General features: G+C 42.7%; 22 protein-coding genes and 1 tRNA gene. 11 read left to right on the top strand and 12 right to left on the bottom strand.

All coding sequences use genetic code 11. From position 1 onward, the window contains the following. Nucleotides 1-2: 2 nt before the first annotated feature. The 7 genes from B3Q46_RS13700 to B3Q46_RS13730 all read right to left on the bottom strand — a co-directional run bounded on the left by B3Q46_RS13700 (nucleotide 3) and on the right by B3Q46_RS13730 (nucleotide 6,161). Nucleotides 3-263 carry a hypothetical protein gene (locus B3Q46_RS13700; RefSeq protein ID WP_005234866.1) on the bottom strand — a complete coding sequence of 87 codons (261 nt, stop codon included), beginning with the start codon at nucleotides 261-263 and terminating at the stop codon, nucleotides 3-5. A 111-nt stretch (nucleotides 264-374) separates the two neighbouring features. Further along, nucleotides 375-1,625, bottom strand: coding sequence for an alpha/beta hydrolase family protein (locus B3Q46_RS13705; protein WP_005234864.1), 1,251 nt, complete (start codon nucleotides 1,623-1,625; stop codon nucleotides 375-377). 106 nt (nucleotides 1,626-1,731) lie between these two features. After that, on the bottom strand, nucleotides 1,732-2,610 hold the full coding sequence (ubiA, locus tag B3Q46_RS13710; protein WP_005234862.1) for a 4-hydroxybenzoate octaprenyltransferase: 879 nt from the start codon (nucleotides 2,608-2,610) through the stop codon (nucleotides 1,732-1,734). Nucleotides 2,611-2,616: 6 nt separating this feature from the next. Further along, on the bottom strand, nucleotides 2,617-3,075 hold the full coding sequence (locus B3Q46_RS13715; protein WP_164071349.1) for a chorismate--pyruvate lyase family protein: 459 nt from the start codon (nucleotides 3,073-3,075) through the stop codon (nucleotides 2,617-2,619). A gap of 55 nt (nucleotides 3,076-3,130) precedes the next feature. Continuing rightward, nucleotides 3,131-3,406 carry a hypothetical protein gene (locus B3Q46_RS13720; RefSeq protein WP_005234859.1) on the bottom strand — a complete coding sequence of 92 codons (276 nt, stop codon included), beginning with the start codon at nucleotides 3,404-3,406 and terminating at the stop codon, nucleotides 3,131-3,133. Nucleotides 3,407-3,492: 86 nt separating this feature from the next. Then, nucleotides 3,493-4,908, bottom strand: a complete 1,416-nt coding sequence (gene glnA, locus B3Q46_RS13725) for a type I glutamate--ammonia ligase (protein WP_171064793.1) — start codon at nucleotides 4,906-4,908, stop codon at nucleotides 3,493-3,495. A gap of 501 nt (nucleotides 4,909-5,409) precedes the next feature. Further along, nucleotides 5,410-6,161 (bottom strand): IS5 family transposase gene (locus tag B3Q46_RS13730; protein WP_414631447.1). Its coding sequence is split into 2 segments (ribosomal slippage): nucleotides 5,410-5,927 and nucleotides 5,927-6,161, totalling 753 coding nucleotides; the frame shifts between segments, so codons are not numbered across the junction. Between the two features lie 126 nt (nucleotides 6,162-6,287). Between B3Q46_RS13730 and B3Q46_RS13735 the strand changes: the two genes are divergently transcribed. The 5 genes from B3Q46_RS13735 (at nucleotide 6,288) to putP (ending at nucleotide 11,064) form a co-directional block, all read left to right on the top strand. Continuing rightward, nucleotides 6,288-6,917 (top strand): 1-acyl-sn-glycerol-3-phosphate acyltransferase, encoded by a 630-nt coding sequence (locus B3Q46_RS13735; protein WP_175967002.1) that lies wholly within the window; start codon nucleotides 6,288-6,290, stop codon nucleotides 6,915-6,917. A 65-nt stretch (nucleotides 6,918-6,982) separates the two neighbouring features. Beyond that, complete coding sequence (locus B3Q46_RS13740; protein WP_005234509.1) at nucleotides 6,983-7,900, top strand: patatin-like phospholipase family protein; 918 nt, start codon at nucleotides 6,983-6,985, stop codon at nucleotides 7,898-7,900. Nucleotides 7,901-8,001: 101 nt separating this feature from the next. Next, entirely contained in the window at nucleotides 8,002-8,484 is a 483-nt protein-coding gene (locus B3Q46_RS13745) for an NfeD family protein (protein ID WP_004783073.1), read from the top strand. A 3-nt stretch (nucleotides 8,485-8,487) separates the two neighbouring features. Continuing rightward, nucleotides 8,488-9,339: an SPFH domain-containing protein gene (locus tag B3Q46_RS13750; protein ID WP_005234507.1), complete on the top strand. Its 852-nt coding sequence runs from the start codon at nucleotides 8,488-8,490 to the stop codon at nucleotides 9,337-9,339. Nucleotides 9,340-9,552: 213 nt separating this feature from the next. Then, nucleotides 9,553-11,064 carry a sodium/proline symporter PutP gene (gene putP / locus B3Q46_RS13755; protein ID WP_175967000.1) on the top strand — a complete coding sequence of 504 codons (1,512 nt, stop codon included), beginning with the start codon at nucleotides 9,553-9,555 and terminating at the stop codon, nucleotides 11,062-11,064. A gap of 82 nt (nucleotides 11,065-11,146) precedes the next feature. On the opposite strand, the gene B3Q46_RS13760 is transcribed toward putP, so the two are convergent. Both B3Q46_RS13760 and prpF read right to left on the bottom strand, forming a co-directional pair. Next, the gene (locus B3Q46_RS13760) at nucleotides 11,147-12,055 is read right to left on the bottom strand and encodes a polyprenyl synthetase family protein (RefSeq protein WP_175966998.1); all 909 of its coding nucleotides are present in this window, start codon (nucleotides 12,053-12,055) and stop codon (nucleotides 11,147-11,149) included. A gap of 224 nt (nucleotides 12,056-12,279) precedes the next feature. After that, nucleotides 12,280-13,470, bottom strand: coding sequence for a 2-methylaconitate cis-trans isomerase PrpF (gene prpF, locus B3Q46_RS13765; protein WP_286716260.1), 1,191 nt, complete (start codon nucleotides 13,468-13,470; stop codon nucleotides 12,280-12,282). 332 nt (nucleotides 13,471-13,802) lie between these two features. Here prpF and B3Q46_RS13770 point away from each other — a divergent pair, with 332 nt between their 5' ends. The 4 genes from B3Q46_RS13770 (at nucleotide 13,803) to B3Q46_RS13785 (ending at nucleotide 18,526) form a co-directional block, all read left to right on the top strand. Beyond that, complete coding sequence (locus B3Q46_RS13770; protein ID WP_004783078.1) at nucleotides 13,803-15,155, top strand: amino acid permease; 1,353 nt, start codon at nucleotides 13,803-13,805, stop codon at nucleotides 15,153-15,155. Nucleotides 15,156-15,245: 90 nt separating this feature from the next. Then, nucleotides 15,246-15,321, top strand: a tRNA-Arg gene (locus tag B3Q46_RS13775). 337 nt (nucleotides 15,322-15,658) lie between these two features. Further along, nucleotides 15,659-16,987, top strand: coding sequence for an OmpP1/FadL family transporter (locus B3Q46_RS13780; RefSeq protein WP_004783080.1), 1,329 nt, complete (start codon nucleotides 15,659-15,661; stop codon nucleotides 16,985-16,987). Between the two features lie 321 nt (nucleotides 16,988-17,308). Further along, complete coding sequence (locus B3Q46_RS13785; RefSeq protein ID WP_004783082.1) at nucleotides 17,309-18,526, top strand: OmpP1/FadL family transporter; 1,218 nt, start codon at nucleotides 17,309-17,311, stop codon at nucleotides 18,524-18,526. 70 nt (nucleotides 18,527-18,596) lie between these two features. Here the strand turns inward: B3Q46_RS13785 and thrH are convergent, their stop codons facing one another. Then, nucleotides 18,597-19,214 (bottom strand): bifunctional phosphoserine phosphatase/homoserine phosphotransferase ThrH, encoded by a 618-nt coding sequence (thrH, locus tag B3Q46_RS13790; protein ID WP_004783083.1) that lies wholly within the window; start codon nucleotides 19,212-19,214, stop codon nucleotides 18,597-18,599. Nucleotides 19,215-19,423: 209 nt separating this feature from the next. Between thrH and B3Q46_RS13795 the strand changes: the two genes are divergently transcribed. Together B3Q46_RS13795 and B3Q46_RS13800 are read left to right on the top strand one after the other, a co-directional pair. Beyond that, nucleotides 19,424-20,158 carry a phosphoadenylyl-sulfate reductase gene (locus B3Q46_RS13795; protein ID WP_286716267.1) on the top strand — a complete coding sequence of 245 codons (735 nt, stop codon included), beginning with the start codon at nucleotides 19,424-19,426 and terminating at the stop codon, nucleotides 20,156-20,158. Between the two features lie 172 nt (nucleotides 20,159-20,330). Further along, nucleotides 20,331-21,713: a WS/DGAT/MGAT family O-acyltransferase gene (locus B3Q46_RS13800; RefSeq protein ID WP_005234485.1), complete on the top strand. Its 1,383-nt coding sequence runs from the start codon at nucleotides 20,331-20,333 to the stop codon at nucleotides 21,711-21,713. A gap of 158 nt (nucleotides 21,714-21,871) precedes the next feature. Here B3Q46_RS13800 and B3Q46_RS13805 read toward each other — a convergent pair whose 3' ends face one another. After that, on the bottom strand, nucleotides 21,872-22,045 hold the full coding sequence (locus tag B3Q46_RS13805; protein WP_004783090.1) for a PA1571 family protein: 174 nt from the start codon (nucleotides 22,043-22,045) through the stop codon (nucleotides 21,872-21,874). Between the two features lie 132 nt (nucleotides 22,046-22,177). After that, the gene (gene rng, locus B3Q46_RS13810; protein ID WP_175966990.1) at nucleotides 22,178-23,632 is read right to left on the bottom strand and encodes a ribonuclease G; all 1,455 of its coding nucleotides are present in this window, start codon (nucleotides 23,630-23,632) and stop codon (nucleotides 22,178-22,180) included. Between the last annotated feature and the right edge of the window lie 16 nt (nucleotides 23,633-23,648).

The following is a 23,648-nucleotide window of genomic DNA, read 5'->3' on the forward strand; positions in this document are numbered from 1 at the left end:
GTTTAATGAGAGGAATTCGTTTCAGCTTCGGAAGCAGCTTGGGTTGCTTTAGCCTCCTGCTCTGCCTTTGATTTTTCAGCCGCTTCGCGCGCTTCAATCCGGGCAATCATATCTGCCTGTTGCTGCTTATATTTTTCCTGATTTTTTGCATCGCTATTAACTGCCAGAAATGCCATCGTCACTAAAAAAATCGGCACACATAAAGCCAGGGTTCCAAAGATAAGCAGTTTTTTAATACTGCGGGGTTTTGTCTGTTCCGACATAACAAGCCTATACTGATAACCTATAATCCTGAGTCACTATAACAAACTTAAATGATTGCTCAAGGCCTAGCCTTACAAGGAATAGAAAAGGAGCCGAAGCTCCTTTTAGGATTAAGGACTGACAGAAATACCTGAAGGCATATAGGTATTGATGAAGGTCAGCAGCTGGGTTCTGCTTTGTACAATAGCCTCGGTATGTGATGCGTCTTGTACCGGTACAAAAGTCACTGTGGTTCCCATATCTTTCAAGCCTTGTTGTAAAGTATTTGTCACTGGATATGGAACAGCCATATCTGCAGTACCTTGAATGATCATCACAGGAACATTAATTTTTTCAGTTGCAGGCTGATTATTCTCAAGGAACTTTTCAACCGACGAATTATTCTGGAAGTTTTCTACTAATCCTGGATAGTTTACAACCGTTTTTTCCGGATTATTCACCAGATAATCATCAATATCTTGCACATATTCAGTAATCAATGGCCCTAAACAAAGTCCATTTTCTCCAGTCGTGCCTTCCGCCTTTTCAGCCACAATCCCTGCACGGCTTGAAAATATATTGCGATAGTTAAAGCCTGGTTCATAAGCTTTAATCCCGACAGCAACATAAGCCGCATAAGCCAGTAATTCTGCATAGACTGCTTTCGCAGCATTATCTTGCCCAGCCTCAACCAAGGCACTAAGCGCTTGCGGTGCTACTTCACTGATAATATAACCCAGACTTGAAGCCGGAGCTGCTGCAACTGCTGCCTTATAATTTGGATCTTCATCGGCAAACTGGGCTGTAGCAAGTGATGCGTGCCCTCCCTGGGATTGTCCCACTGAGACCCAGGCACCATTAAATCGATTTCCCTGTTGTTCCTTAAAGGCTCTTACTGCATAGATAGCCGATTGTGCCGCACTTTTTAAATTTAAATAAGGATGGATCCCCCGAGTACCTAATCCTTCATAATCGGGTGCAACAATCACATATCCCTTTGCAAGCAAGCTGCTGGCCAATCCTCTAAAATTATTATTCAGCTGGTTATTACTTGGTGCACAAGAATCACCGCTACCCACCGTGCCATGTTCCCAAACCACCACCCGCCATCCGTCTTGAGGTTGAGGTGTATTTGGATAAAACACCATGGCTGTCGCTTCAGCCCGTTCACCATTTACGTTTGGCATGTTATAGCGTATGACTTGAATATCTGACGCTTCAGGCAAGGTATCCTCATCATAAGACTGTTGACTTAAAAATACCCTTTCCTGTGGTCGAAACGAATCATTATCATCGTCATTACACGCAGTCATGAACAATGACATGGAACATACCAGTGCCAGACAGGTTTTTTTGAAACCGTTTTTCACTACATTATTCATATTCTAATCCCTTATTGTTGTTTATGATTTTCATGAAGAATCTTGAATTAAGCATAAAAAAAAGCACCCTTATAGGATGCTTTTGTTATGAGTCGACAAGGTGCAGTTACAGAAGCGCGGCAAAGATTCCAAGGAAAATCATCAGCCCCACCCAGCGGTTATGACGGAAGGCCCAGAAACAGCGCTGCGGGTCCTTATCTCGAGTTTCTGACCATTGATAAATAAAATCAATTGCGACTGCGAGCAGACCCATCAAGCCAAGTGGAACAAGCAAATCCTCAATCCATAATGCTGCGCCAATCAAGACCAGACTTAAAGCCTGTAAGGTACTAATGATCTGAATATCATGCTGACCAAATAAAATGGCTGTGGATTTCACACCAATTTTCAAATCATATTCACGATCAGTAATCGCATATTGCGTGTCATACGCCACGGTCCAAGCGAGATTGCCAAAATAGAGAAGCCAACAAGTTAAATCTGGCGTCTGCCCGACGGCAGTATAGGCCATTGGAATTGACCAGGAAAATGCAGCTCCCAAGAATACCTGCGGCAAATGGGTATAGCGTTTCATAAACGGATAAATGAACGCTAAAAACAAGGCTCCAAAGGACCAGTAAAAGGTTTCAATCGGCAGGAAAAATAACAGGCAGGCACTGGCTGCGACGAGCACCAGAAAGACCATCACTGCTTCTTTAGCACTAATAATACCGATGGCTAAGGGACGGGTTTTGGTACGCTCGACATGCGCATCCACTTTACGGTCGGCAAAGTCATTAATGGCACAGCCCGCTGCACGCATAAAAATTACACCTAGAATCATCAGCACCAAAATACTGAGATCAGGTATTCCCTTTGCTGCGACCCATAGCGCCCACATGGTCGGCCAAAAAACCAGCTCTGTGCCAATTGGCTTATCAAAACGACAAAGATAATAATAGGCGCTCAGACGTTCACGCCAAGTAATTGCTTGTGCAGTTGCCATATCAAGTTAAGCCTGTTGATTTTGTATAAAGTGTTCAAATGCCGGTAAAAATGTTTCTTGTACGATAAATTTACAACCATGCCAAGTATAGCAGCTCTGGCGGGTCCAGCCCTCTTCCAGATAAATCACACGTCGCTCACACTGTGGATTGGTACGCTGGAATAATAGCCAGCCAATCGGCTTCGATCCAATATGCTGGAATATCCGCGCACGTTTTTGCAGGCTTAAAATTGGAAATATACTTTTGGCTTTGACCCAAGGCTGTTCTTCAGAGCCATATAAATAGCTTTCCCGCACCCAGGACGTATGCTGATGTGGCATCTGCATCCACCGCGCATCCACAAATTCCAGACGCTGAAAATGTTCCTGCTGTGGTTCTACCCGGAACTGACCATCAGCCAGATCTGTTAACTGCTGCGTCAATGATCCTGAGGCATACAGCCACTCTCGAAGTGCTGTAGGCATCTGCTGTCTATTCGGATTTTTAAATTTTACACTCACAATGTTATCAACTTCACGATTAGGCATTATCTGTTTTGGCAATCACTTCATATTTTCCACTTGGCAGCTTTTTCAAAATCATGCCATCTGTTGTGAGATAAAAACTTTGTGGATAATCATAATCCAAAGCCAACTCAGGATGACGTAATGCCACAAACTCAACCTGTTTATAACCTTCAGGTGTACGCGCAACATCTACATAGGTCACTTCAGAAAAATTCAGTTTAAAGCCTTTACTATGATCCTGAGGATCAATCCAGGGAAAAAAGCCGGTATGTCTTTTACGTTGTGCCATAACTTCATATCTTTGATCAATAACAGCATCATACAAAAAAACCCGCACAAAGGCGGGTCTTTTTTACAGTGAAATTCAGATCAGAATTACAGGCTGTAGTACATGTCGAATTCAACTGGGTGAGTAGTCGTATTCAGACGGCGTACATCTTCAGTCTTAAGTTCGATATAAGCATCAAGCATTTCTTTAGTGAACACGCCACCTTTAAGCAGGTAGTCATGATCTTCTTTAAGAGATTCAAGTGCCATTTCAAGGCTGTGCGCCACTGTAGGGATTTTCGCTTCTTCTTCAGGAGGAAGATCGTACAGGTTCTTGTCAGCAGCTTCACCTGGGTGAATCTTGTTTTGGATACCGTCGATACCCGCCATCAACAATGCAGCGAAACCTAGGTACGGGTTCATCATTGGATCAGGAAAACGTGCTTCAATACGTTTGCCTTTAGGGCTAGAAACGTAAGGAATACGGATAGAAGCTGAACGGTTACGCGCTGAGTAAGCAAGCATAATCGGTGCTTCGAAGTGAGGTACCAAACGTTTGTATGAGTTTGTAGATGGGTTAGTGATCGCATTCAATGAACGAGCATGTTTGATCACACCACCGATGAAGTACAATGCCATTTCTGAAAGGCCTGCATATTCATCACCAGCAAACAAGTTCTTGCCATCTTTAGAGATCGACATGTGAACGTGCATACCAGAACCATTATCGCCTACCATTGGTTTAGGCATAAAGGTTGCAGTTTTAGCGTATTGGTGCGCAACGTTCCAAACAGCATATTTGAACTGTTGTACTTCGTCAGCTTTACGAACCATTGTGTTGAAGCTCACACCAATTTCTAACTGGCAAGACGCAACTTCGTGGTGATGTACTTCTACACGACCTGGGCCCATGATTTCTTCAATTTTTGCACACATGTCTGCACGCATATCTTGATGAGAATCAACAGGAGGAACTGGGAAATAACCACCTTTAACACGTGGACGATGACCTGAGTTACCTGCTTCGTAATCTTTACCAGTAGACCAAGCAGCTTCTTCAGCGATTAATGTGTGGCGAGCGCCAGACATGTCGATGTCCCATTTCACTTCGTCAAATACGAAGAATTCTGGTTCTGGACCGAAGAATGCAGTATCACCGATACCTGTAGATTTCAGGTATTCTTCTGCACGGCGAGCAATCGAACGTGGGTCACGTTCATAACCTTGACCAGTTGATGGTTCGATAACGTCACAAGTCACAACAACAGTTGGCTCTGCAAAGAACGGGTCGATGAAACCTGTTTCTGCATCTGGACGTAAGATCATGTCCGATGCTTCGATGCCTTTCCAACCTGCGATTGAAGAACCGTCAAACATTTTGCCGTCTTCAAACGTATCTTCATCAATACTGTCTGCTGGATAAGTAACGTGCTGTTCTTTACCCTTGGTATCAGTAAAGCGAAAATCGACCCATTTCGCGCCACTTTCTTGTATGAGTTGAAGGACCTTGTTCGCCATGCTCATTTTGCTCCGATGTTTTTTGTTGCACTCGCAAAGTGCGTGTTAGAAGTTGGTATCTATTAAGCAATTAGCGTACCAACTTTTAAAAGTATATCTAAAATCTTGAAATCTTTATAAGAAAACATAGAAAGATAAAAATACCTTGTCGCTATTATACTGTGACTTAAACTAAATGCACTATATTCAAGCATTCTTCCTGAGATTTGTTGCAGGTATTTTTTTAGCGCACCTAAATAGTGCGATGATTTCATATTAGGTAAGAATAGGAGCACTTTTCAGTGAGGATTTGCGTTTTTATGCTAATTTAGTTTAAAAAATATTCAATTTCGTTTAATTCTGGTTAATTTCTATCAGTTACAAAGTGGTATCTGGAGGTTTTTGTATTTAAAAAGATCACTATTTTGAGTCACTTTTATTCAAATTGTCGATCTTATTCTTTGATTTATACCATGCATTATTATTCAAATGATGTTTTTTTCAGCATCATTATTTTAGGACGTGTCCTCATTTGGCTTTGCACCAAATAAATATGCAGGCTATACGGATCATAGATTTATAATTGCGTGCTAGTTTATCAAATCGAGTTGCAATAGCACGGAAATGTTTTAATCTCACAAAAGCATTTTCAACTAAATGTCTTAATTTATATAGATATTTATCAAATTCCTTATTCGATCTCTTACTGTTTGATCTCAATGGAATAATGGGAATCATATTCTTGTTCTTGGCACATATTCTAATGTGCTCAGCATCATACCCCTTGTCAGCAATGAGATAAGTTGCCTCGCCTACAATATCAATCAGTTGTTTTGCAACTTGACTGTCGTGGACGTCACCCCCAGTGATTTTAAAATCAATCGGTAATCCATTCGCGTCGGTTGCAAGATGTATTTTTGTTGTTCGTCCACCGCGTGATTGTCCAATTGCTCTTTCGAAACCATGCCGAGCTCCACTTGCATGTTGATGCACGCGTATGTAGCTTCCATCAATGAATACCCATTCCTGATCCAGAATGCCTCGTAATCTAAAAAAAATTTATCCCATAATCCCTTACTTGCCCAGCGATTAAAGCGATTGTAAGCAGTTTGCCAAGGGCAAAGTTCTTGAGGAATATCACGCCATGTCGCACCCGTACGTAGTTTCCATAAGATGGCTTCCATGATATTTCTACTATTTTTTGAACAGTAACAACCGTGTAATCGCATAGTATCTTGAATTTGCTGCCAAATATCATCGGTGAGAAGAGTACGTGCCATTGAAAAAATATAGAAATGAAAAGAGCTTAAAGGAGGATTTTAAGTATTTAAAACCAATTCTTCAAATGAGGATACGCCCTAGTATGATCAAAAATAAAGAAAAATACGTTTCAGGATGAGACATCGATGAGTAAAACACGCTTTCCCAAACTCCCTCCATTGGTTCCCTGTCGCGGAGGTAAATTGAGCCAGACCCTATTTAAACAGCTATTTTTGGCTCAGGGCTGGCAGCTTAAAGGCGAATTCCCTAACCTGCCTAAAGCAGTGGCAATTATTTCCCCGCATACCTCAAATATCGATGCCTGGTTAGGCTTTAATGCCCTGCTTGGTCTGGGTATTCAGATTACGATTTTTGGTAAAGACAGCCTGTTTCGTACTCCACTTAAACCCATTCTGGAATGGATCGGTGTAGTTCCTGTAGTACGCGATACACCGCAAGGTCACACCCGACAAATTGTTGATGTGATTAATAAGACAGACCGGATCTGGGTAGGTATGGCACCGGAAGGTTCTCGCAAGGCGCCAGAAAAAATCCGCAGCGGTTTTTATCATATTGCCAAGGCAGCCAATTTACCGATTGTGATGTTTTCCTTTGACTATGACATCAAGACCATTCATATCCTCGGTGTATATCACCTGACAGGTGATTATGAATATGATCTGGAACAGATCTATAAGCATTATGAAGGTAAATTTTCGGCTAAAAATCCGGATTGGGTCGCCAAGCCGTTACAAAAGCTTTTGAAAAAAGACTAGGCAAAACTGGCTTTTTTTGATGTGATAGCCTGAATTTTGTTGATTTAATCGCCAGTTTTTTTATAATGAAATTAGCCCGTTATGCTCTGATTGGCTGCTTGGGCTTAAGCCTTGCAGCATGTGATAAAGCTACTAAAACCCCAGCACCCTCTACTCCTCTTCAGGCTCGTGAACCTGTGGTAGCTATTGCTCTCGGTGGTGGCGGTGCCAAAGGCTTTGCCCATATCGGGGTACTTAAAGTCCTCGAATCGCATGGCATCAAACCGAAGATTGTTACTGGAACCAGTGCCGGGAGTTTCGTAGGCAGTCTATATGCCAGCGGCAAATCTCCCTTTCAGTTGCAGCAAATCGCCTTGAACTTTAAAGAATCCGATATTCGTGATTTAACCCTGAACCGCCAAGGAATTATTGCCGGACAGAAACTGCAGGATTTCGTCAATAAAAATGTGGCGAATAAACCAATTGAACAGTTCCCGATTCGCTTCGCGGCGGTGGCAACCCGCCTGGACAATGGCCGTAAAGCTGACTTTATCAAAGGCAATGCCGGACAAGCCGTGCGTGCCTCTTGCAGTATTCCAAATGTCTTTGTACCTGCTGTGATTGGCGGTACAAAATATGTCGATGGCGGTCTGGTTAGCCCGATTCCGGTAAAAACGGCCAAAGATATGGGAGCTGATATTGTTATTGCCGTAGATATTTCTGCACGTCCGGACAGCAATAAAGCGCTCAACATGTGGGGCGTACTGGACCAGACGATTAATATCATGGGTCAGCAAAGCATCAATGAAGAACTCAGTCAGGCCAATATTGTAATCCAGCCTAAAGTAGGCCATATCGGCACACTGGATTTAAAAGCCAGTAATGAAACCATTCTCGAAGGTGAAAAAGCTGCGCAATTAAAAATCCGTTCAATTGAAAAAGCCATCAGTGATTTTAGGCAATCTCCGGCTGCATTCAAGCCTGCACGACCGGCAAAATTTTAATCAGAACTTTTTTATATTCATCTGCTGCCGCATCTGCTACATTGGAATTAAATCATATAAAGATGATGATTAATTAAATACTTAGCACTATAGGTCACGATATGGAATTAGTTCTTGAACCTTGGCACTGGTTTGTATTGGGAATACTTCTTATTCTTTCAGAATTACTACTGCCCGCTTTTGCTGCCCTCTGGTTCGGGATTGGTGCCATTATGGTTGGCATTCTGTACTGGATGTTCCCGATGATGGGACTGACCACCCAGATCCTGACCTGGATCATCCTGTCTGTTCTTTGTACCTTGCTCTGGTTCAAGTTTATCAAGCCGCTTTCTATCGACAAGACCAAAGCCGGCCTGTCGCGCGAAGCCACTATTGGCCAAATTGGTATGGTGATTCAGACCGATCTTGAACAGGATCAGATCCGGGTCCGTTTTCCGCTGCCTGTTTTAGGCTCGGATGAATGGGATTGCCGCGCTCTGGATAAAGTTCAGGTTGGAGATCGTGTCCGTGTTGTCGATATTCTGGGAAATGACCTGGTTGTACAGCCCCACAGCACTCAATATCAAAACGAAAAAGGTGAATAAATTATGTCTGCTGGCACTATCATTGTTATTGCGTTCTTGGCCTTTGTTGCGATTACCATTTTTAAAGGTGTACGGATTGTTCCACAAGGCTATAAATGGATCGTGCAACGTCTGGGTAAATATCACACCACACTCAATCCTGGCCTGAATTTTGTCATTCCTTATGTAGATGAAGTGGCTTATAAAGTCACCACCAAAGATATTGTTCTGGATATTCCTTCGCAGGAAGTAATTACCCGTGATAACGCCGTCTTGCTGATGAATGCGGTAGCTTATATCAACCTGACAACTCCAGAAAAAGCGGTATACGGGATTGAGAACTACTCATGGGCAATTCAGAACCTGGTACAAACTTCGCTACGTTCAATCGTGGGTGAAATGGATCTGGATGATGCCTTATCTTCACGTGATCATATCAAGGCACGTTTAAAGTCCAGCATTTCTGATGATATTTCAGACTGGGGTATCACCTTAAAGACGGTTGAAATTCAGGACATTAAACCTTCTGTGACTATGCAGACGGCGATGGAAGAACAGGCAGCGGCAGAGCGTCAACGTCGTGCAACTGTCACTAAAGCAGACGGTGAAAAACAGGCCGCCATTCTGGAAGCTGATGGTCGTCTGGAAGCCTCACGTCGTGATGCAGAAGCGCAAGTCGTACTGGCAGAATCTTCACAGCGTGCGATTGATATGGTGAGTCAGGCAATTGGCGATAAGGAAATTCCTGTGGCTTATCTGTTGGGTGAACAATATGTCAAAGCCATGCAGGATATGGCCAAGTCTCCAAATGCCAAGACTGTGGTCTTGCCTGCCGATGTGCTGAATACCATTCGCGGTGTGATGGGACGTCACTAAATTTCAGAGATACTTCACAATAGGCAGCCAATTGGTTGCCTATTTTCTTTCAAAATAAGAAAATCTCAGCAAAGATTGTGAATTTATGGTTAAATTTCGCGTTTATTTTTGAAATCCTCTGGATTCGATGTTGCTTGGCTTTCGGATTAAAGTCTTTCGCATCTGTCAAAATCCTTGTTTCGATCTACTGTCCAACTTAAAAATGGATACCGTATGAGCTCCCTAAATCCAACCTTAATTACCTTTCTTTTTTATATTGTCGGCATGGTCGTGATCGGCCTGATGGCATACCGCGCGACAAACAACTTTTCCGATTACATCTTAGGGGGCCGACGTTTAGGTAGTTTCGTAACTGCACTTTCTGCAGGGGCTTCCGACATGAGTGGCTGGCTGCTGATGGGCTTGCCAGGCGCAATTTATCTTTCTGGCCTGTCTGAAATGTGGATTGCGATTGGTCTGATTATCGGTGCATGGCTGAACTGGCTGCTAGTTGCGGGCCGTTTACGGGTCCATACCGAAGTCCAGCACAATGCCCTGACCCTACCGGACTATTTCTCGAACCGCTTTAACGATCAGAAAAAAGTGCTGCGTGTGGTTTCTGCATTTGTCATTCTGATTTTCTTTGCGATTTACTGTGCGTCAGGCATGGTGGCAGGTGCACGTCTATTCGAAAGCATGTTCGATATGTCTTATAATACGGCACTCTGGATCAGTGCAATTGCAACGATCAGTTATGTATTTATCGGCGGTTTCCTGGCAGTCAGCTGGACCGATACCATTCAGGCAACCCTGATGATCTTTGCCCTGCTCCTCACACCAATTGTAACCATTCTGACTTTTTCAGATATGTCACAAGTTACGCTCGCTTTGGAAGCCGCACGCCCACAGGCCATGAACCTGGTCGGTGATCTAAGTACCATCGCAATCCTGTCCTTAATGGCATGGGGTTTGGGTTATTTTGGTCAGCCGCATATTTTAGTACGTTTTATGGCCGCCGATTCAGTGAAGTCGATTCCGAATGCACGTCGTATCGGGATGACCTGGATGACACTTTGTCTAGGTGGCGCAGTAGCTGCAGGTTTCTTTGGTATTGCCTACTTTCAGCAACATCCGGAACTCGCTACTGTGGTGAATGCCAATCCTGAAACCGTGTTTATGGAACTGACTAAAATCCTGTTCAATCCATGGATTGCCGGTGTGGTTCTGGCGGCCATTCTCGCTGCTGTGATGAGTACATTGAGTTGTCAGTTACTGGTGTGTTCAAGTACCCTGACTGAAGACTTTTATAAATCATTCCTTCGTAAAAATGCCTCACAAAAAGAGCTGGTTTGGGTCGGTCGTTTGATGGTGCTTCTCATTGCTTTACTGGCGATCTGGATGGCTGGTAATCCTGAATCTAAAGTGCTGGGGCTGGTAGCGTATGCCTGGGCTGGTTTTGGGGCTGCTTTTGGTCCATTGATTATTCTGTCTCTGTTCTGGAAACGTATGACCTTGAATGGTGCTTTGGCAGGTATGATCGTTGGCGCATGTATGGTGATTCTGTGGAAGAATACTGTTGGTGGAACAGGTCTTGGTTTTATTCCAGCCGGCATCTATGAAATTATTCCAGGCTTTATCTGTTCTTGGATTGCGATTGTGGTTGTGAGTCTATTAGGCAAAGCACCAACAGCTGAAATTACAACACGCTTTGAACAGGCAGAACGTCTCTATAACGAAAGCAAATAATTCAATATAAAAAAAAGAGGACTTTAAGTCCTCTTTTTTATGCTCGTTTTCAGCTAATTTCAGGAAGATTAGTTTATTCAAATCAGCTTTTACGTGTCAGCAGGAACTGGGTAATCTGCATCAGATCATCAGCCTGACCATCAAAATGATTCAGTGCAGTCATGGCCTGATCATGTAATTGCTGTGCATAGGCTCGGGCTTTCTCTAAACCCATTAATGCCGGATAAGTTGACTTCTCCACCTGTTCATCCTTGCCCGCCGTTTTACCGAGCACTTCTGTATCAGAAATAATATCCAGAATATCGTCCTGTACTTGGAAAGCTAGACCAATCGCTTGCCCGAATTCACGCAGTTTTGGAATCGCCACATCAGTCCCTTCAAAGATGGTTACCGCTGCCATCATAATCGCTGCACTGATCAGAGCACCGGTTTTATTACGGTGAATGGTTTCCAATGCTTCCTGATCAATTTTTTTGGCTTCGGCTTGTAAATCCAGTACCTGACCATTGACCATTTTCGAGGAAGCAGTAGCCAGAATCTGAATTTGCTTCAAGACAATCGCTGGCTCTACTGCAGGCCCCTGATCAAACAGACGACTACCCAGAATTTCAAACGCCATAGATTGCAAAATATCACCTGCCAGAAGAGCCGTATCTTCACCAAAAGCAGCATGACAGGTTGGCTGACCACGACGTAACAAGTCATTGTCCATGCATGGCAGGTCATCATGGGCTAACGAATAGCAATGAATAAACTCGATCGCAACTGCGGCACGGCGTACCGCAGCACTATTCTGATTCGGTTTTAAAGCGGCAGTGGCATAACAGAGTGCTGGACGTACCCGCTTTCCTCCTAGCATTACGGCATGATGTACTGCCGACTTTAACGGTTCCGGAATGGAAAAGGCTTCCAAAGCAGTCATTAAATCGTGTTGGATTCGTTGTTGTGCTTGAGTTAGTGCATGGGTTGATACGTCAGTGATAGATGACACATTCGCCTCGAATACGTAGCCAGAATAATAAAATGACAGTTTATAAGTACCTGTCTGTTATCAGGCATTGTACCTAGAATTGCTTTGAATTTTCAGTCTTAAATCCAAATGTTGTTTCATAATTCTGTATTGAGACTGAAAATTTGAGGTAGAAAATCTGCATCAATAAAAAACTACCAGAGAACTGATGGTTTTACTTAGGCTAATTTTCTCAAGAAATAATTTTAAGAAAGAACATCTTCAGGAACACGCACCCAACCTTCCATTAGCACACGAGCACTACGACTCATAATGGCTTTTTTCACTTTCCATTCTCCATTTTCCTGCACTGCTTGCGCACCCACTCTTAAGGTACCGGAAGGATGACCAAAGCGGACTGATTCACGTTCACCACCACCCGCAACACGATTGACCAAGGTTCCCGGAATTGCTGCCGCTGTCCCAATCGCTACAGCCGCTGTCCCCATCATGGCATGATGCAATTTACCCATCGATAAGGCACGGACCAGAATATCGCTATCTGCCTCAGTGACTTCCTTACCACTAGAGGACGTATAAGTCTTTGGCGGAGCCACAAAGGCGATCTTTGGCGTATGCTGACGTGTAACAGCTTCACTAATATCCTGAATCAGCCCCATCTGTTGAGCAGCATAGGCTCGGATGGTTTCAAACTTCACCAAGGCAGCTGCATCATTATTGATATGGTCCTGTAACTCGGTACCGTTATAGCCTAGATCTTCTGCCTTTAAGAAAACTGTCGGGATCCCGGCATTAATCATCGTTACTTCAAAGCTGCCAATATTCGGTACTTCCAGCGTATCGGTTAAATTTCCGGTCGGAAACATTGAACCGCCCTCGGCATCATCATCGGCAGGATCCAGAAATTCAATCTGTACTTCGGCTGCTGGGAAAGTTACGCCATCCAGCTCAAAATCACCTAATTCCTGAACCTGACCATTCTGCATCGGTACATGGGCGATAATGGTTTTCTGAATATTCGCCTGCCAGATTCGCACCGTACACAGCCCATTTTCAGGAATACGTGCAGGATCGACCAGGCCATTGGAAATCGCAAATGCCCCAACTGCTGCAGTCAGATTGCCACAATTACCACTCCAGTCCACAAAAGGTCGATCAATCGATACCTGACCAAAAAGATAATCCACATCATGATTTTCTTGCTGACTTTTAGTCAGAATCACGGTTTTGCTGGTACTTGAACTGGCACCGCCCATCCCATCAATCTGCTTGCCATATGGATCCGGGCTGCCGATCACTCTTAATAATAACTGGTCCCGAATTCGGCCTGCCTGTTGTGCAGCAGCAGGTAAATCGTCCAGTTTAAAGAACACCCCTTTACTGGTGCCTCCGCGCATGTAAGTGGCCGGGATTTTGATTTGGGCAGCGAAACTCATGAATACTTTCTTCCTCTGGCTTGTCTTTATTCTGATCAAAATTATTGAATATTTGTGAGACGAGTATAATCGGTTTAAAGCCAAGTAGTCGCCTTGCCCGACCTAAGTATAAAAAAACAGCATTTGTGTCGAGTTAAAAAAACAGCAAACTCATCAGTTACATTTTCAATAAAATTAATATATTGATTCACATATCTTTTATTCTATTTATTTTTATAATTTTTTTTTATAAATACGATAATAATATTTCATCCAGACGGGTGCTCTAGGCTTCTTATCTTTGTTCCATTACAATCTTTATACCTATTTCTTACATTGTCGGGCTGAACACTTTGAATAACGAGTCTTCACAACTTCAGCGTGGCTTAAAGAACCGTCATATTCAGTTGATCGCCATGGGCGGTGCAATTGGCACAGGCTTATTCTTAGGTTCCGCACAGGTGATCCAATCTGCGGGTCCTTCTATTATTCTTGGCTATGCCATTGGTGGCTTAATTGCATTCTTAATCATGCGTCAATTGGGTGAGATGATTGTTCATGAACCTGTAGCAGGTTCATTCAGCCATTTTGCTTATAAATACTGGGGCAAATTCCCTGGTTTCCTTGCGGGTTGGAACTACTGGATCTTATATATCCTGGTGGCTATGACCGAGCTCACCGCCGTTGCAAAATATATTAATTACTGGTGGCCTCATATTCCAGCTTGGACCTCAGTCCTGTTTTTCTTCATCGTAATTACGCTGGTCAATCTCGGCAATGTAAAATTCTACGGTGAATCAGAATTCTGGCTATCCATTGTAAAAGTGACTGCGGTCATTTCCATGATTGTCTTTGGTCTCTATCTGATCCTGACTGCTGATGCTTCTTCAGGAGCTTCTTTCAGCAACCTTTGGACAGCAGGCGGTTTCTTCCCGAATGGCTTTGAAGGCTTATTCTATATGCTGGCCTTCCTGATGTTTGCCTTCGGTGGTATTGAACTGATCGGGATGGCGGCAGCAGAAGCTGAAAATCCAGAAAAAACTATTCCAAAAGCGATTAATCAGGTTGTATTCCGTATTCTGGTGTTCTATGTAGGTGCGTTGACCATTCTGTTATCTTTAGTGCCTTGGAACCAGCTGGAACTGGGTGGTCTGGATAAAAGCCCGTTTGTAATGATCTTTAGCCAATTGGGGATTGACTGGGCAGCACATCTGCTGAACTTCATCATCCTGACAGCTGCACTTTCTGTTTATAACAGTGGTATGTATGCTAATAGCCGTATGCTCTATGGTCTGGCACAGCAAGGTAATGCCCCTAAAATCTTTAAGACTGTGAACAAACAAGGCGTTCCAATTCCTGCAGTTCTGTTCTCTGCCCTGCTGATTTTCGGCTGTGTACTTCTAAACTACTTTGTTCCTGAAGATGCCTTAAGTCACCTGATTTATGTAGTGGTAGGTGCACTGGTACTGAACTGGGCCATGATTAGTCTGACTCACTTCAAGTTTATGCAAAGCATGAAGCAGTTAGGACAAAAGACCAGTTTCCCTGCATTGTGGTCACCTGCAAGTAATATTCTGGTTTTAGCTTTCATTGCGACCATTCTTTACATCATGTGGACACAAGGCTTTAAAGAATCGGTACTGATGCTTCCGATTTGGGTCGTGATCATGTTTATTCTGTTTAAGGCACTGCGCCCTAAGAATTAATCAAAAAATCTTTTAATCGATGATTTTTAAAGTTATTGCTTCGGCAATAACTTTTTTTTTGCATTTTTTACAGTACAATAGCCTTTTTTCGCGCCCTTAGCTTAACTGGATAGAGCAGTTGCCTCCTAAGCGACCGACGTGGGTTCGAGTCCCGCAGGGCGCACCATCCTTTCAAAATGTGATCTATACTTCAAAAAATTAGCGTTAATCTTCATATTTTTAGAATATTTTTTATACAAAAAATCATTTTTTCTCCATTATTTTATTTCTTTTACTTTCAAATACTTATTTCAAAATAAGGCCATTTTTTGGTGCAAAAACTCTATTTTGGTGCTTTTTTAGACTAATTAGTTTTTTCTAGAGCATTTACTCTTATTTTAATTGTGCTATTTTTGTCACATGGAGTAACAAATGATTGCGGATAAATACCCGAAATCTCCAAGAATTCAATAAGTGCAAACAACAACGCTAGATATAAATTTGTACCTCAAGGAAAGACGTAAATGAAATTAAAAACATTAACTACTGCAATGATTCTTGCAACTGTACCTATGACAGGCGCATTTGCAGCAGCACTAGATCGTTCAGGCCAATCTATTGCAGCCTTCCTACAACCTGGTAACTATTTTGAAGCAGGTATTTCTGTTTTAGATCCATCTGTATCTGGTAAAGCTAATGCAGGTTATACACCTAACGCTGCTATTCCTGCAGCTTTAGCTGGTCTTGAGAATACCTCTCTATCAGACATGGGCGAAGATTATTACTTCCCAAGTGCAGCATTAAAGTTTCAAGTAGCTGATAAATTATCAGTGGGTCTTTTATACGATCAACCTTTTGGTGCTGATGCAGCCTATTCAGTTGGTGATGCTGGAGCAAACCCAGCATTAGCAGGCTTGGGGCTTCCAGCTGCATTATTTGCTGGACAGGGCTTATTGCATGATGGCCAAGAAGCAACTGAAGTAGAAGTTACAACCGAAAATTTAACGTTCCTATTAGGTTTCCAACCAACTGAAAACTGGAATCTATATGGTGGTGCGGTATACCAGACCGTTAAAGGGAATGTTCAACTACGTGGTACCGCATACGGTTCTACTATTGCATTAGGCCAATATAATGCAGATATGAAGAAAGATTCTGCAGTAGGCTGGATTGCAGGTTTAGCTTACCAAATTCCTGAAATCGCATTAAAAGCATCTTTAACGTATCGCTCTGAAATTGATCACGAAGCAGCAACGAATGAATATGGTACAAGCTTAATTTTAACTGGTTTAGTTCCTGGACCAGGTGCGGTATATAACGAAAACACTACTACCAAAATTACAACTCCACAATCTGTAAACCTTGATTTCCAAACTGGTATCATGGCTGACACAGTCGCTTTTGCTAATGTGCGCTGGGTAAACTGGGAAGATTTTTCAATTCGTCCTGAACAGTTTGGTACAGTTTCAGAAGCTTTAGGTGCCGCAGGCTTAACCCCAGATAATCCAAATGGTTTTGACTTAGTGGGTTATACAGATGATCAATGGTCAGCTACTGTAGGTGTAGGCCGTAAATTTAATGAAAAATGGGCAGGTAATGTCTCTGTAGGTTGGGATTCAGGTGCAGGCAACCCTGTTTCAACTTTAGGTCCAACTGAAGGTTACTGGAACGTTGGCCTAGGTCTACAATTCTCACCTGCTGCAAACTACTTTATCGCTGGTGGTGTGAAGTACTTCTGGTTAGGTGATGCTAAAGCTCAACCTGCATCAATGTTTGGTACAGGAAACTCTGTGGCACAATTTGAAGATAACCATGCTTTAGGTTATGGCTTAAAAATGGGCTATCGCTTCTAATTCCTGTTAGTTAATAAAAACCACCTTCGGGTGGTTTTTATTGTCTCATTTATATTTTTATACACCCGTATACTATTCGATGCTTTTATCACCAATCAAATTTTGCCTAAATTTTGTTTTTAATATATTTTGATAAAAATTATTATTTGTTTATTTTCATTAAGTTAATCAAAAAAATATAGTATAAATACTCTAAGCAATCATTTTTTATAACCGCCATAGTTAATTTCTTGGACGAAGTGGAGCATTTACTCTTTTTAAATTTGTGTTACTTTTCCACAACTTTTATTAATATTTATGCAACATTGTCAAGGATGAGCCATGAAGCTTAAGCCAATCTCTATCGCTATTCTTCTTTCTAGCCTGCCTACTTCTCTCGTGTTCGCTGCCGGTTTAGACCGTTCAGGCCAGTCTATTCAGGCTTTTTTACAACCTGGTAACTATGCAGAAGCAGGAATTTCTGTTCTTGATCCAACTGTGAAAGGGACATCTAAAGTATCTGCTTTTGAAGGTGAAAAAATTAACGACATGGGGGAAGATTACTATTTCCCCTCTGCTGCAATTAAAGTTCAAGCAACAGACAAAATTTCTTTAGGCTTGATCTATGATCAACCTTTTGGAGCAGATGCAACATACGCTGAAACTGCTGGTTCTTTTGGTAATGGTGTAGAAGGTACATCAGTTGATGTTGACACACATAATTTAACTGCCCTCATTGGTTATCAACCTACAGAAAACTGGAATTTCTATGCTGGTCCAGTGTGGCAAACTGTTGAGGCTGATATTAAATTACGGGGGGGTGCTTATTCTTTATTAAGTGGCTATAACATTCAGCTTAAACAAGAAGAAGCCTTTGGATGGCTTGCTGGATTTGCTTATCAAATTCCTGAAATTGCATTAAAAGCTTCTGTTACCTATCGTTCAGAAATTAAGCATAAAGCAAAATCTTCTGAACAGTCTGATTTAGCTCTTTTAGGACAACAACTTCCTGATGCAGGTCATCCTTTAAGTCCAGCAAAACCATTATTGGCGACTTTAGGTGAAAGAGAAAGTACTGTAGAGGCGGTTACACCTCAGTCGGTAAATATTGATCTGCAATCAGGTGTCGCTCAAAATACTATTGCTTTTGCAAATCTTCGTTGGGTTCATTGGGATCAATTTGCTGTAACACCATCTTTACTCGCTCAAGCTTCAGCCTTGGCAAAAGGAAAAGCACAAAATCTGATCGATTACTCTAATGATCAATGGTCAGCAACAGTCGGTGTAGGTCGCAAATTCAATAATAAATGGTCAGGTTCAGCTTCTGTAGGTTATGACTCAGGTGCAGGCAACCCTGTAACGACTTTAGGTCCAACTGAAGGTTACTGGAATGTAGGCTTAGGTGCTCAATATAGCCCTGCTGAGAATTACTTTATTCAGGCTGGCGTAAAATATTTCTGGTTAGGCGATGCCCAAGCACAAACTGGCGGTACTATTGTAGGTGATTTTGAAGACAACCATGCCATGGGTTATGGCCTAAAAATCGGCTACCGTTTCTAAGCAATAAAGAGTTTTACTCTAATAAAAAAAGGCACCCTTTGGTGCCTTTTTTTAATTTCAAACTTAAAAATTAAGCTGGAATATTACGTACCGATGCATTACGGATTGCTTCTTTCAATGCGTCATAACCATAAATTGGCGGGAATTGCGGGAATTCTGCAATCACATTCTCTGGTGCGTCGAACAGGAAGCCATGATCTGCTTCACCCAGCATTGTGGTATCGTTATATGAATCACCGGCTGCAATCACACGGAAATTCAGACCGTGTAATGCTTTCACTGCCTGACGCTTCTGATCTGGCTGGCGAAGTTTATAAGCAGTGATCATGCCCTCTTCATCAGTTTCCAGCTTATGACAGAAAATCGTTGGCCAGCCTAGTTGCTTCATTAAAGGATGAGCAAATTCATAGAAAGTATCAGACAGAATAATCAGCTGAAAATGAGTACTTACCCATTCTACAAATTCTTTAGCGCCTTCAAATGGTCCCATATCCGCAATCACGGCTTGGATATCATTTAGGCCCAAACCATGCTGTTTTAAAATATTCAAACGCTGGGTCATCAACACATCATAGTCAGGAATATCACGTGTCGTTGCTTCGAGCTCTTTAATACCTGTTTTTTTAGCAAAATTGATCCAGATTTCTGGAACCAAAACGCCCTCTAGATCTAGACATACGACTTCCATGAAGCATCCCCCTCAATTGTATTGAAAAAAGTTTGCCCTATCATAGCTGAAGATTCATATTTTGCATTGTTCTTTTTTAAATCTATTTTTTTCATAAGTATCTATTTTTTAGTGATAAGTAGCTTTGGGCATTTCTATTAAAATAGAATAAATCTGAAATAAATTCATATAGGCCACGTCATTTCCAAGCCTATGTTGCCAGGACTCATATGACCAAAATCCCCACTATTGCTATGGTAGATGCGTTCGCATCTGAATATGCGGATAAATCACCAAGTGAAATTTTAGCGCTTGCTCTCGACCAGGAAGGTGAAATTGCCATTTCATTTTCCGGTGCAGAAGATGTTGCACTGATTGATATGGCATCGCATTTAGGTAAACCTTTCCGGGTATTTAGCCTGGATACAGGGCGTCTGCATGCTGAGACTTATCAATTTATTGAAAAAGTTCGCCAGCACTATAATATTGATATCGAAATCTGCTTCCCGGAAACAGAGGCGATTCAACAACTAACGACTGAAAAAGGCCTGTTCAGTTTCTACCGTGACGGCCATCAGGAATGTTGTGGAATCCGCAAGGTGCAGCCTTTACGCAAAAAACTGGCAACTTTAGATGGCTGGATTACTGGTCAGCGTAAAGACCAAAGCCCGGGAACACGGAATGACATTCCGGTGGTTCAATCTGATGAAGGTTTTTCTGGTCCAGGCAAACAGCTGATTAAATATAATCCCCTTGCTAACTGGTCTAGCGCGGATGTGTGGAATTATATCCGTATGATGGAAATTCCATACAATCCATTGCATGAAAAAGGTTTCATCTCGATTGGTTGTGAACCTTGTACCCGCCCTGTGCTGCCAAATCAGCATGAACGCGAAGGACGCTGGTGGTGGGAAGAAGCCACCCATAAAGAATGTGGCTTGCATGCCGGCAACTTGAAAAAATAATCTTAAAAAACCATCCGTTCGTCGGGTGGTTTTTCTGTGAACCAATCGGCTACAGAAAAATCAGTACCTTTATGCGACAAAATCGCTATACTTTGTAATGTGATACCAATAATTCTAACAAGGTTGCTTATACATGAGCAGCTGAAGAAAATGCAGTGAGGCAATCTACGCTATGCGTCCATTACATCCGATTGACTTTATTTTTTTGTCTTTAGAGAAACGGCAGCAGCCTATGCATGTAGGCGGGTTATTTTTGTTTCAAATTCCTGACAATGCACCAGCCTCTTTTATCCAGGATCTGGTGACTGATATTCGTAATTCCAAATCCTCACCGATTCCTCCATTTAATAACTATTTAAACGGTTTATTCTGGGATGAAGATGAAGAATTTGATTTAGATCATCATTTTCGTCATATTGCCTTACCGAAACCTGGGCGTATCCGCGAGCTGCTGACTTATATTTCCCAAGAACATAGTGCACTGATTGACCGCGCTAAACCGCTTTGGACCTGTCATATTATTGAAGGCATTGAAGGCAACCGTTTTGCCATGTACTTCAAGATTCACCATGCGATGGTAGATGGTATTGCAGGCATGCGTCTGGTAGAGAAATCACTTTCTCATGATCCACATGCGAAAAGTATTGTGCCACCTTGGTGTGTAGAAGGCCCACGAGCAAAACGTCTGAAAGCGCCGAAAGTCAGCCGCATGAAGAATGTGCTACAGGCGATTAAAGGACAGCTGGAATGTACACCACGAGTGGCTTATGAATTATCGCAAACCGTACTGAAAGATATGGGGCGTAATCCGGATTATGTATCCAGCTTTCAGGCGCCAAGTTCGATTTTAAATCAGCGTGTTAGTACCTCACGTCGTTTCGCAGCCCAATCTTTTGAGTTCTCACGTCTGCGTCATATTTCCAAAGCTTTAGGTGTAACCATTAATGATATCGTGCTGGCGATCTGTTCAGGTGCCTTACGCGAATATTTACTCACACAAAATGCTTTGCCGAAAAAACCATTGATTGCGATGGTGCCGGCTTCCGTACGTAGTGATGATTCCGATGTTTCCAACCGTATTACCATGATTCTGGCGAATCTGGGCACGCATAAGGATGATCCTTTAGAACGCTTAAAAACAGTACGTCGCAGTGTACTCAGTGCTAAAGAGCGCTTTAAGCGCATGAATGCCAATCAAATTTTGAATTATAGTGCCTTTGTCTATGGTCTTGCAGGATTCAATATTGCATCTGGCTTAATGCCAAAACGTCAGGCATTTAACGTAATCATTTCCAATGTCCCTGGTCCTCAGGAACCCCTATACTGGAATGGCGCACGTTTGGAAGCCTTATATCCGGCTTCAATTGTACTGGATGGACAAGCACTGAATATCACGATGACCAGTTATATGGACAAGCTTGAAGTAGGTCTTACCGCTTGCCGTAATGCTCTACCCAAAATGCAGAATCTGTTGACTCATCTTGAAGAAGAAATTCAGCGCTTCGAACGGATTGTGGATGGTGAACCCGTCCCAAAGTTGAAAGCGGTCAGTTAGCCGCGGACGAATAAAATCTGGCAATGGACTGCTAAAAAGTGTGTGAGCACTTTTGCCAATCATTTATTGAAAAACAAAGGGGCAATTTAAGCCCCTTGATTTTATTCCTTTTTACAGTTTGAATGAAATTCATACAACTGCAATCTATTTTGGTTTAATTAACTTTTAATAGTACGACACTGTTTTAATAACTGATGGCAAACAGAGCGAATCATAGAAGCTGTAATCTGAACTTCATTCCCGCGTTCATCCACAATATATCCTGCATGCACAGCCTTTGGTTCTAATACGTGTTTCAAGCTTTTATTGATTACAACTTTACTCATACTCATCATAGACTCCTTTTGCTAAGCCTAGAACTGGGAGAAAGGCTTTGGCTAATTTGATGTTTCTAGTATTGTAAATATCAGTAGAGATGTAAAATTTCAGATGTAACAAGTGTTTAACGATATTCTGTTACAATTTCAGCTGAGAATGATATCGTATTGCTCTTGCGTGTATAAATTTTCGACCTGGAATTTAATTACACGATTAATAAAGTGTTCCAGATCCGCCACAGCTGGGGCTTCTGCAGTTAACAGCCGATCAATCACTGCCGGATGGGCAACGACAGTAAAGCCACTTTGTGATTCATAAGCGCGAGCATAGCGCAGGATTTCCCGAAAGATTTCGTAACACACTGATTCTGCTGTTTTCACATATCCACGTCCCTGACAGGTCGGACAGGACTCGCATAACAAGTGTTCCAAAGACTCACGGGTACGCTTACGCGTCATCTCCACCAGTCCCAGTTCAGACACCTGGGTGATCTTGGTTTTGGCATGATCACGTTCCAGCATTTTCATAAACTGGTTCATCACTTCTTCACGATGTTGGGCTTCCTGCATGTCAATGAAGTCGATGATAATAATACCGCCCAGATTACGCAGACGCAGCTGACGTGCAATGACCTGTGTGGCTTCCATATTGGTTTTAAACACCGTATCTTCCAGCGAGCGACCGCCCACATAAGAACCGGTATTGACGTCAATTGTGGTCATGGCTTCAGTCTGGTCAATCATCAGATAACCACCGGACTTCAGTGCTACACGGGTTTGTAGAGCCTTTTGCAGATCTTCTTCGACATTGTACAAATCGAAAATTGGTCGCTCGCCCGGATAATGTAGCAAACGGTCTTTCATATTCGGCACGAACTCATCCACAAACTCTTTCAACTTGCCGTGAATTTCGCGTGAATCGATATAGATCTTTTCGGTTTCTTCATTGGCAAGATCACGAATAACACGCTGTGGCAAAGGCAGCTCTTCAAAGATCAATGAAGGCACTGCGATGACTTTTTGTTTGCGCTGAATGTATTCCCAGAGTTTAGCCAGATAAGCCATATCCTGTGCAATCGCTTCTTCCTCAATGCCGTCAGCGGCAGTACGGACAATGACGGAACCTGGCAGCTTGTGTTCTGCCTGAATACGCTCAATGATCGAGCGTAAACGATTGCGTTCATCTTCGGATTCAATCCGCTGCGATACACCAATATGATTGCCATATGGCATCAGGACCAAATAACGTGAAGGAATAGAAAGATCAGTAGATAGACGTGCGCCCTTGGTGCCGAGCATGTCTTTCATCACCTGAACGGTGAGAATCAGACCCGGCTGCAACAGCTCGAATACATTCGGCGTTGGCTGGTTACGTGGCCAGACCATGTCATTGATATGCAAAAATGCCGTTCTGGACAGGCCAATATCAACAAAAGCGGCCTGCATGCCCGGCAAGACCCGGACCACTTTCCCTTTATAGATATTCCCGACCAATCCGCGCTTGGCCGTACGCTCGACAAACAGTTCATTCACCGTGCCGTTTTCAATCAACGCCACCCGACATTCCATCGGTGTGACGTTAATCAACAACTCGTCAGACATAACAACACTCAAAACA

Source organism: Acinetobacter sp. UBA2581, assembly GCF_002339435.1.
GTDB classification, from domain to species: Bacteria; Pseudomonadota; Gammaproteobacteria; order Pseudomonadales; family Moraxellaceae; genus Acinetobacter; species Acinetobacter variabilis.

What these genes read in the sequence shown, in the direction of transcription:
- B3Q46_RS13705 (WP_005234864.1), bottom strand. Translation starts at nt 1,625, where the DNA reads ATGAATAATGTAGTGAAAAACGGTTTCAAAAAAACCTGTCTGGCACTG.
- B3Q46_RS13795 (WP_286716267.1), top strand. Translation starts at nt 19,424, where the DNA reads ATGACCAAAATCCCCACTATTGCTATGGTAGATGCGTTCGCATCTGAA.
- prpF (WP_286716260.1), bottom strand. Translation starts at nt 13,470, where the DNA reads ATGAGTTTCGCTGCCCAAATCAAAATCCCGGCCACTTACATGCGCGGA.
- glnA (WP_171064793.1), bottom strand. Translation starts at nt 4,908, where the DNA reads ATGAGCATGGCGAACAAGGTCCTTCAACTCATACAAGAAAGTGGCGCG.
- thrH (WP_004783083.1), bottom strand. Translation starts at nt 19,214, where the DNA reads ATGGAAGTCGTATGTCTAGATCTAGAGGGCGTTTTGGTTCCAGAAATC.
- putP (WP_175967000.1), top strand. Translation starts at nt 9,553, where the DNA reads ATGAGCTCCCTAAATCCAACCTTAATTACCTTTCTTTTTTATATTGTC.
- B3Q46_RS13735 (WP_175967002.1), top strand. Translation starts at nt 6,288, where the DNA reads ATGAGTAAAACACGCTTTCCCAAACTCCCTCCATTGGTTCCCTGTCGC.
- B3Q46_RS13750 (WP_005234507.1), top strand. Translation starts at nt 8,488, where the DNA reads ATGTCTGCTGGCACTATCATTGTTATTGCGTTCTTGGCCTTTGTTGCG.
- B3Q46_RS13700 (WP_005234866.1), bottom strand. Translation starts at nt 263, where the DNA reads ATGTCGGAACAGACAAAACCCCGCAGTATTAAAAAACTGCTTATCTTT.
- B3Q46_RS13780 (WP_004783080.1), top strand. Translation starts at nt 15,659, where the DNA reads ATGAAATTAAAAACATTAACTACTGCAATGATTCTTGCAACTGTACCT.
- B3Q46_RS13715 (WP_164071349.1), bottom strand. Translation starts at nt 3,075, where the DNA reads ATGCCTACAGCACTTCGAGAGTGGCTGTATGCCTCAGGATCATTGACG.
- B3Q46_RS13805 (WP_004783090.1), bottom strand. Translation starts at nt 22,045, where the DNA reads ATGAGTATGAGTAAAGTTGTAATCAATAAAAGCTTGAAACACGTATTA.
- rng (WP_175966990.1), bottom strand. Translation starts at nt 23,632, where the DNA reads ATGTCTGACGAGTTGTTGATTAACGTCACACCGATGGAATGTCGGGTG.
- B3Q46_RS13785 (WP_004783082.1), top strand. Translation starts at nt 17,309, where the DNA reads ATGAAGCTTAAGCCAATCTCTATCGCTATTCTTCTTTCTAGCCTGCCT.
- B3Q46_RS13800 (WP_005234485.1), top strand. Translation starts at nt 20,331, where the DNA reads ATGCGTCCATTACATCCGATTGACTTTATTTTTTTGTCTTTAGAGAAA.
- B3Q46_RS13740 (WP_005234509.1), top strand. Translation starts at nt 6,983, where the DNA reads ATGAAATTAGCCCGTTATGCTCTGATTGGCTGCTTGGGCTTAAGCCTT.
- B3Q46_RS13745 (WP_004783073.1), top strand. Translation starts at nt 8,002, where the DNA reads ATGGAATTAGTTCTTGAACCTTGGCACTGGTTTGTATTGGGAATACTT.
- B3Q46_RS13720 (WP_005234859.1), bottom strand. Translation starts at nt 3,406, where the DNA reads ATGGCACAACGTAAAAGACATACCGGCTTTTTTCCCTGGATTGATCCT.
- ubiA (WP_005234862.1), bottom strand. Translation starts at nt 2,610, where the DNA reads ATGGCAACTGCACAAGCAATTACTTGGCGTGAACGTCTGAGCGCCTAT.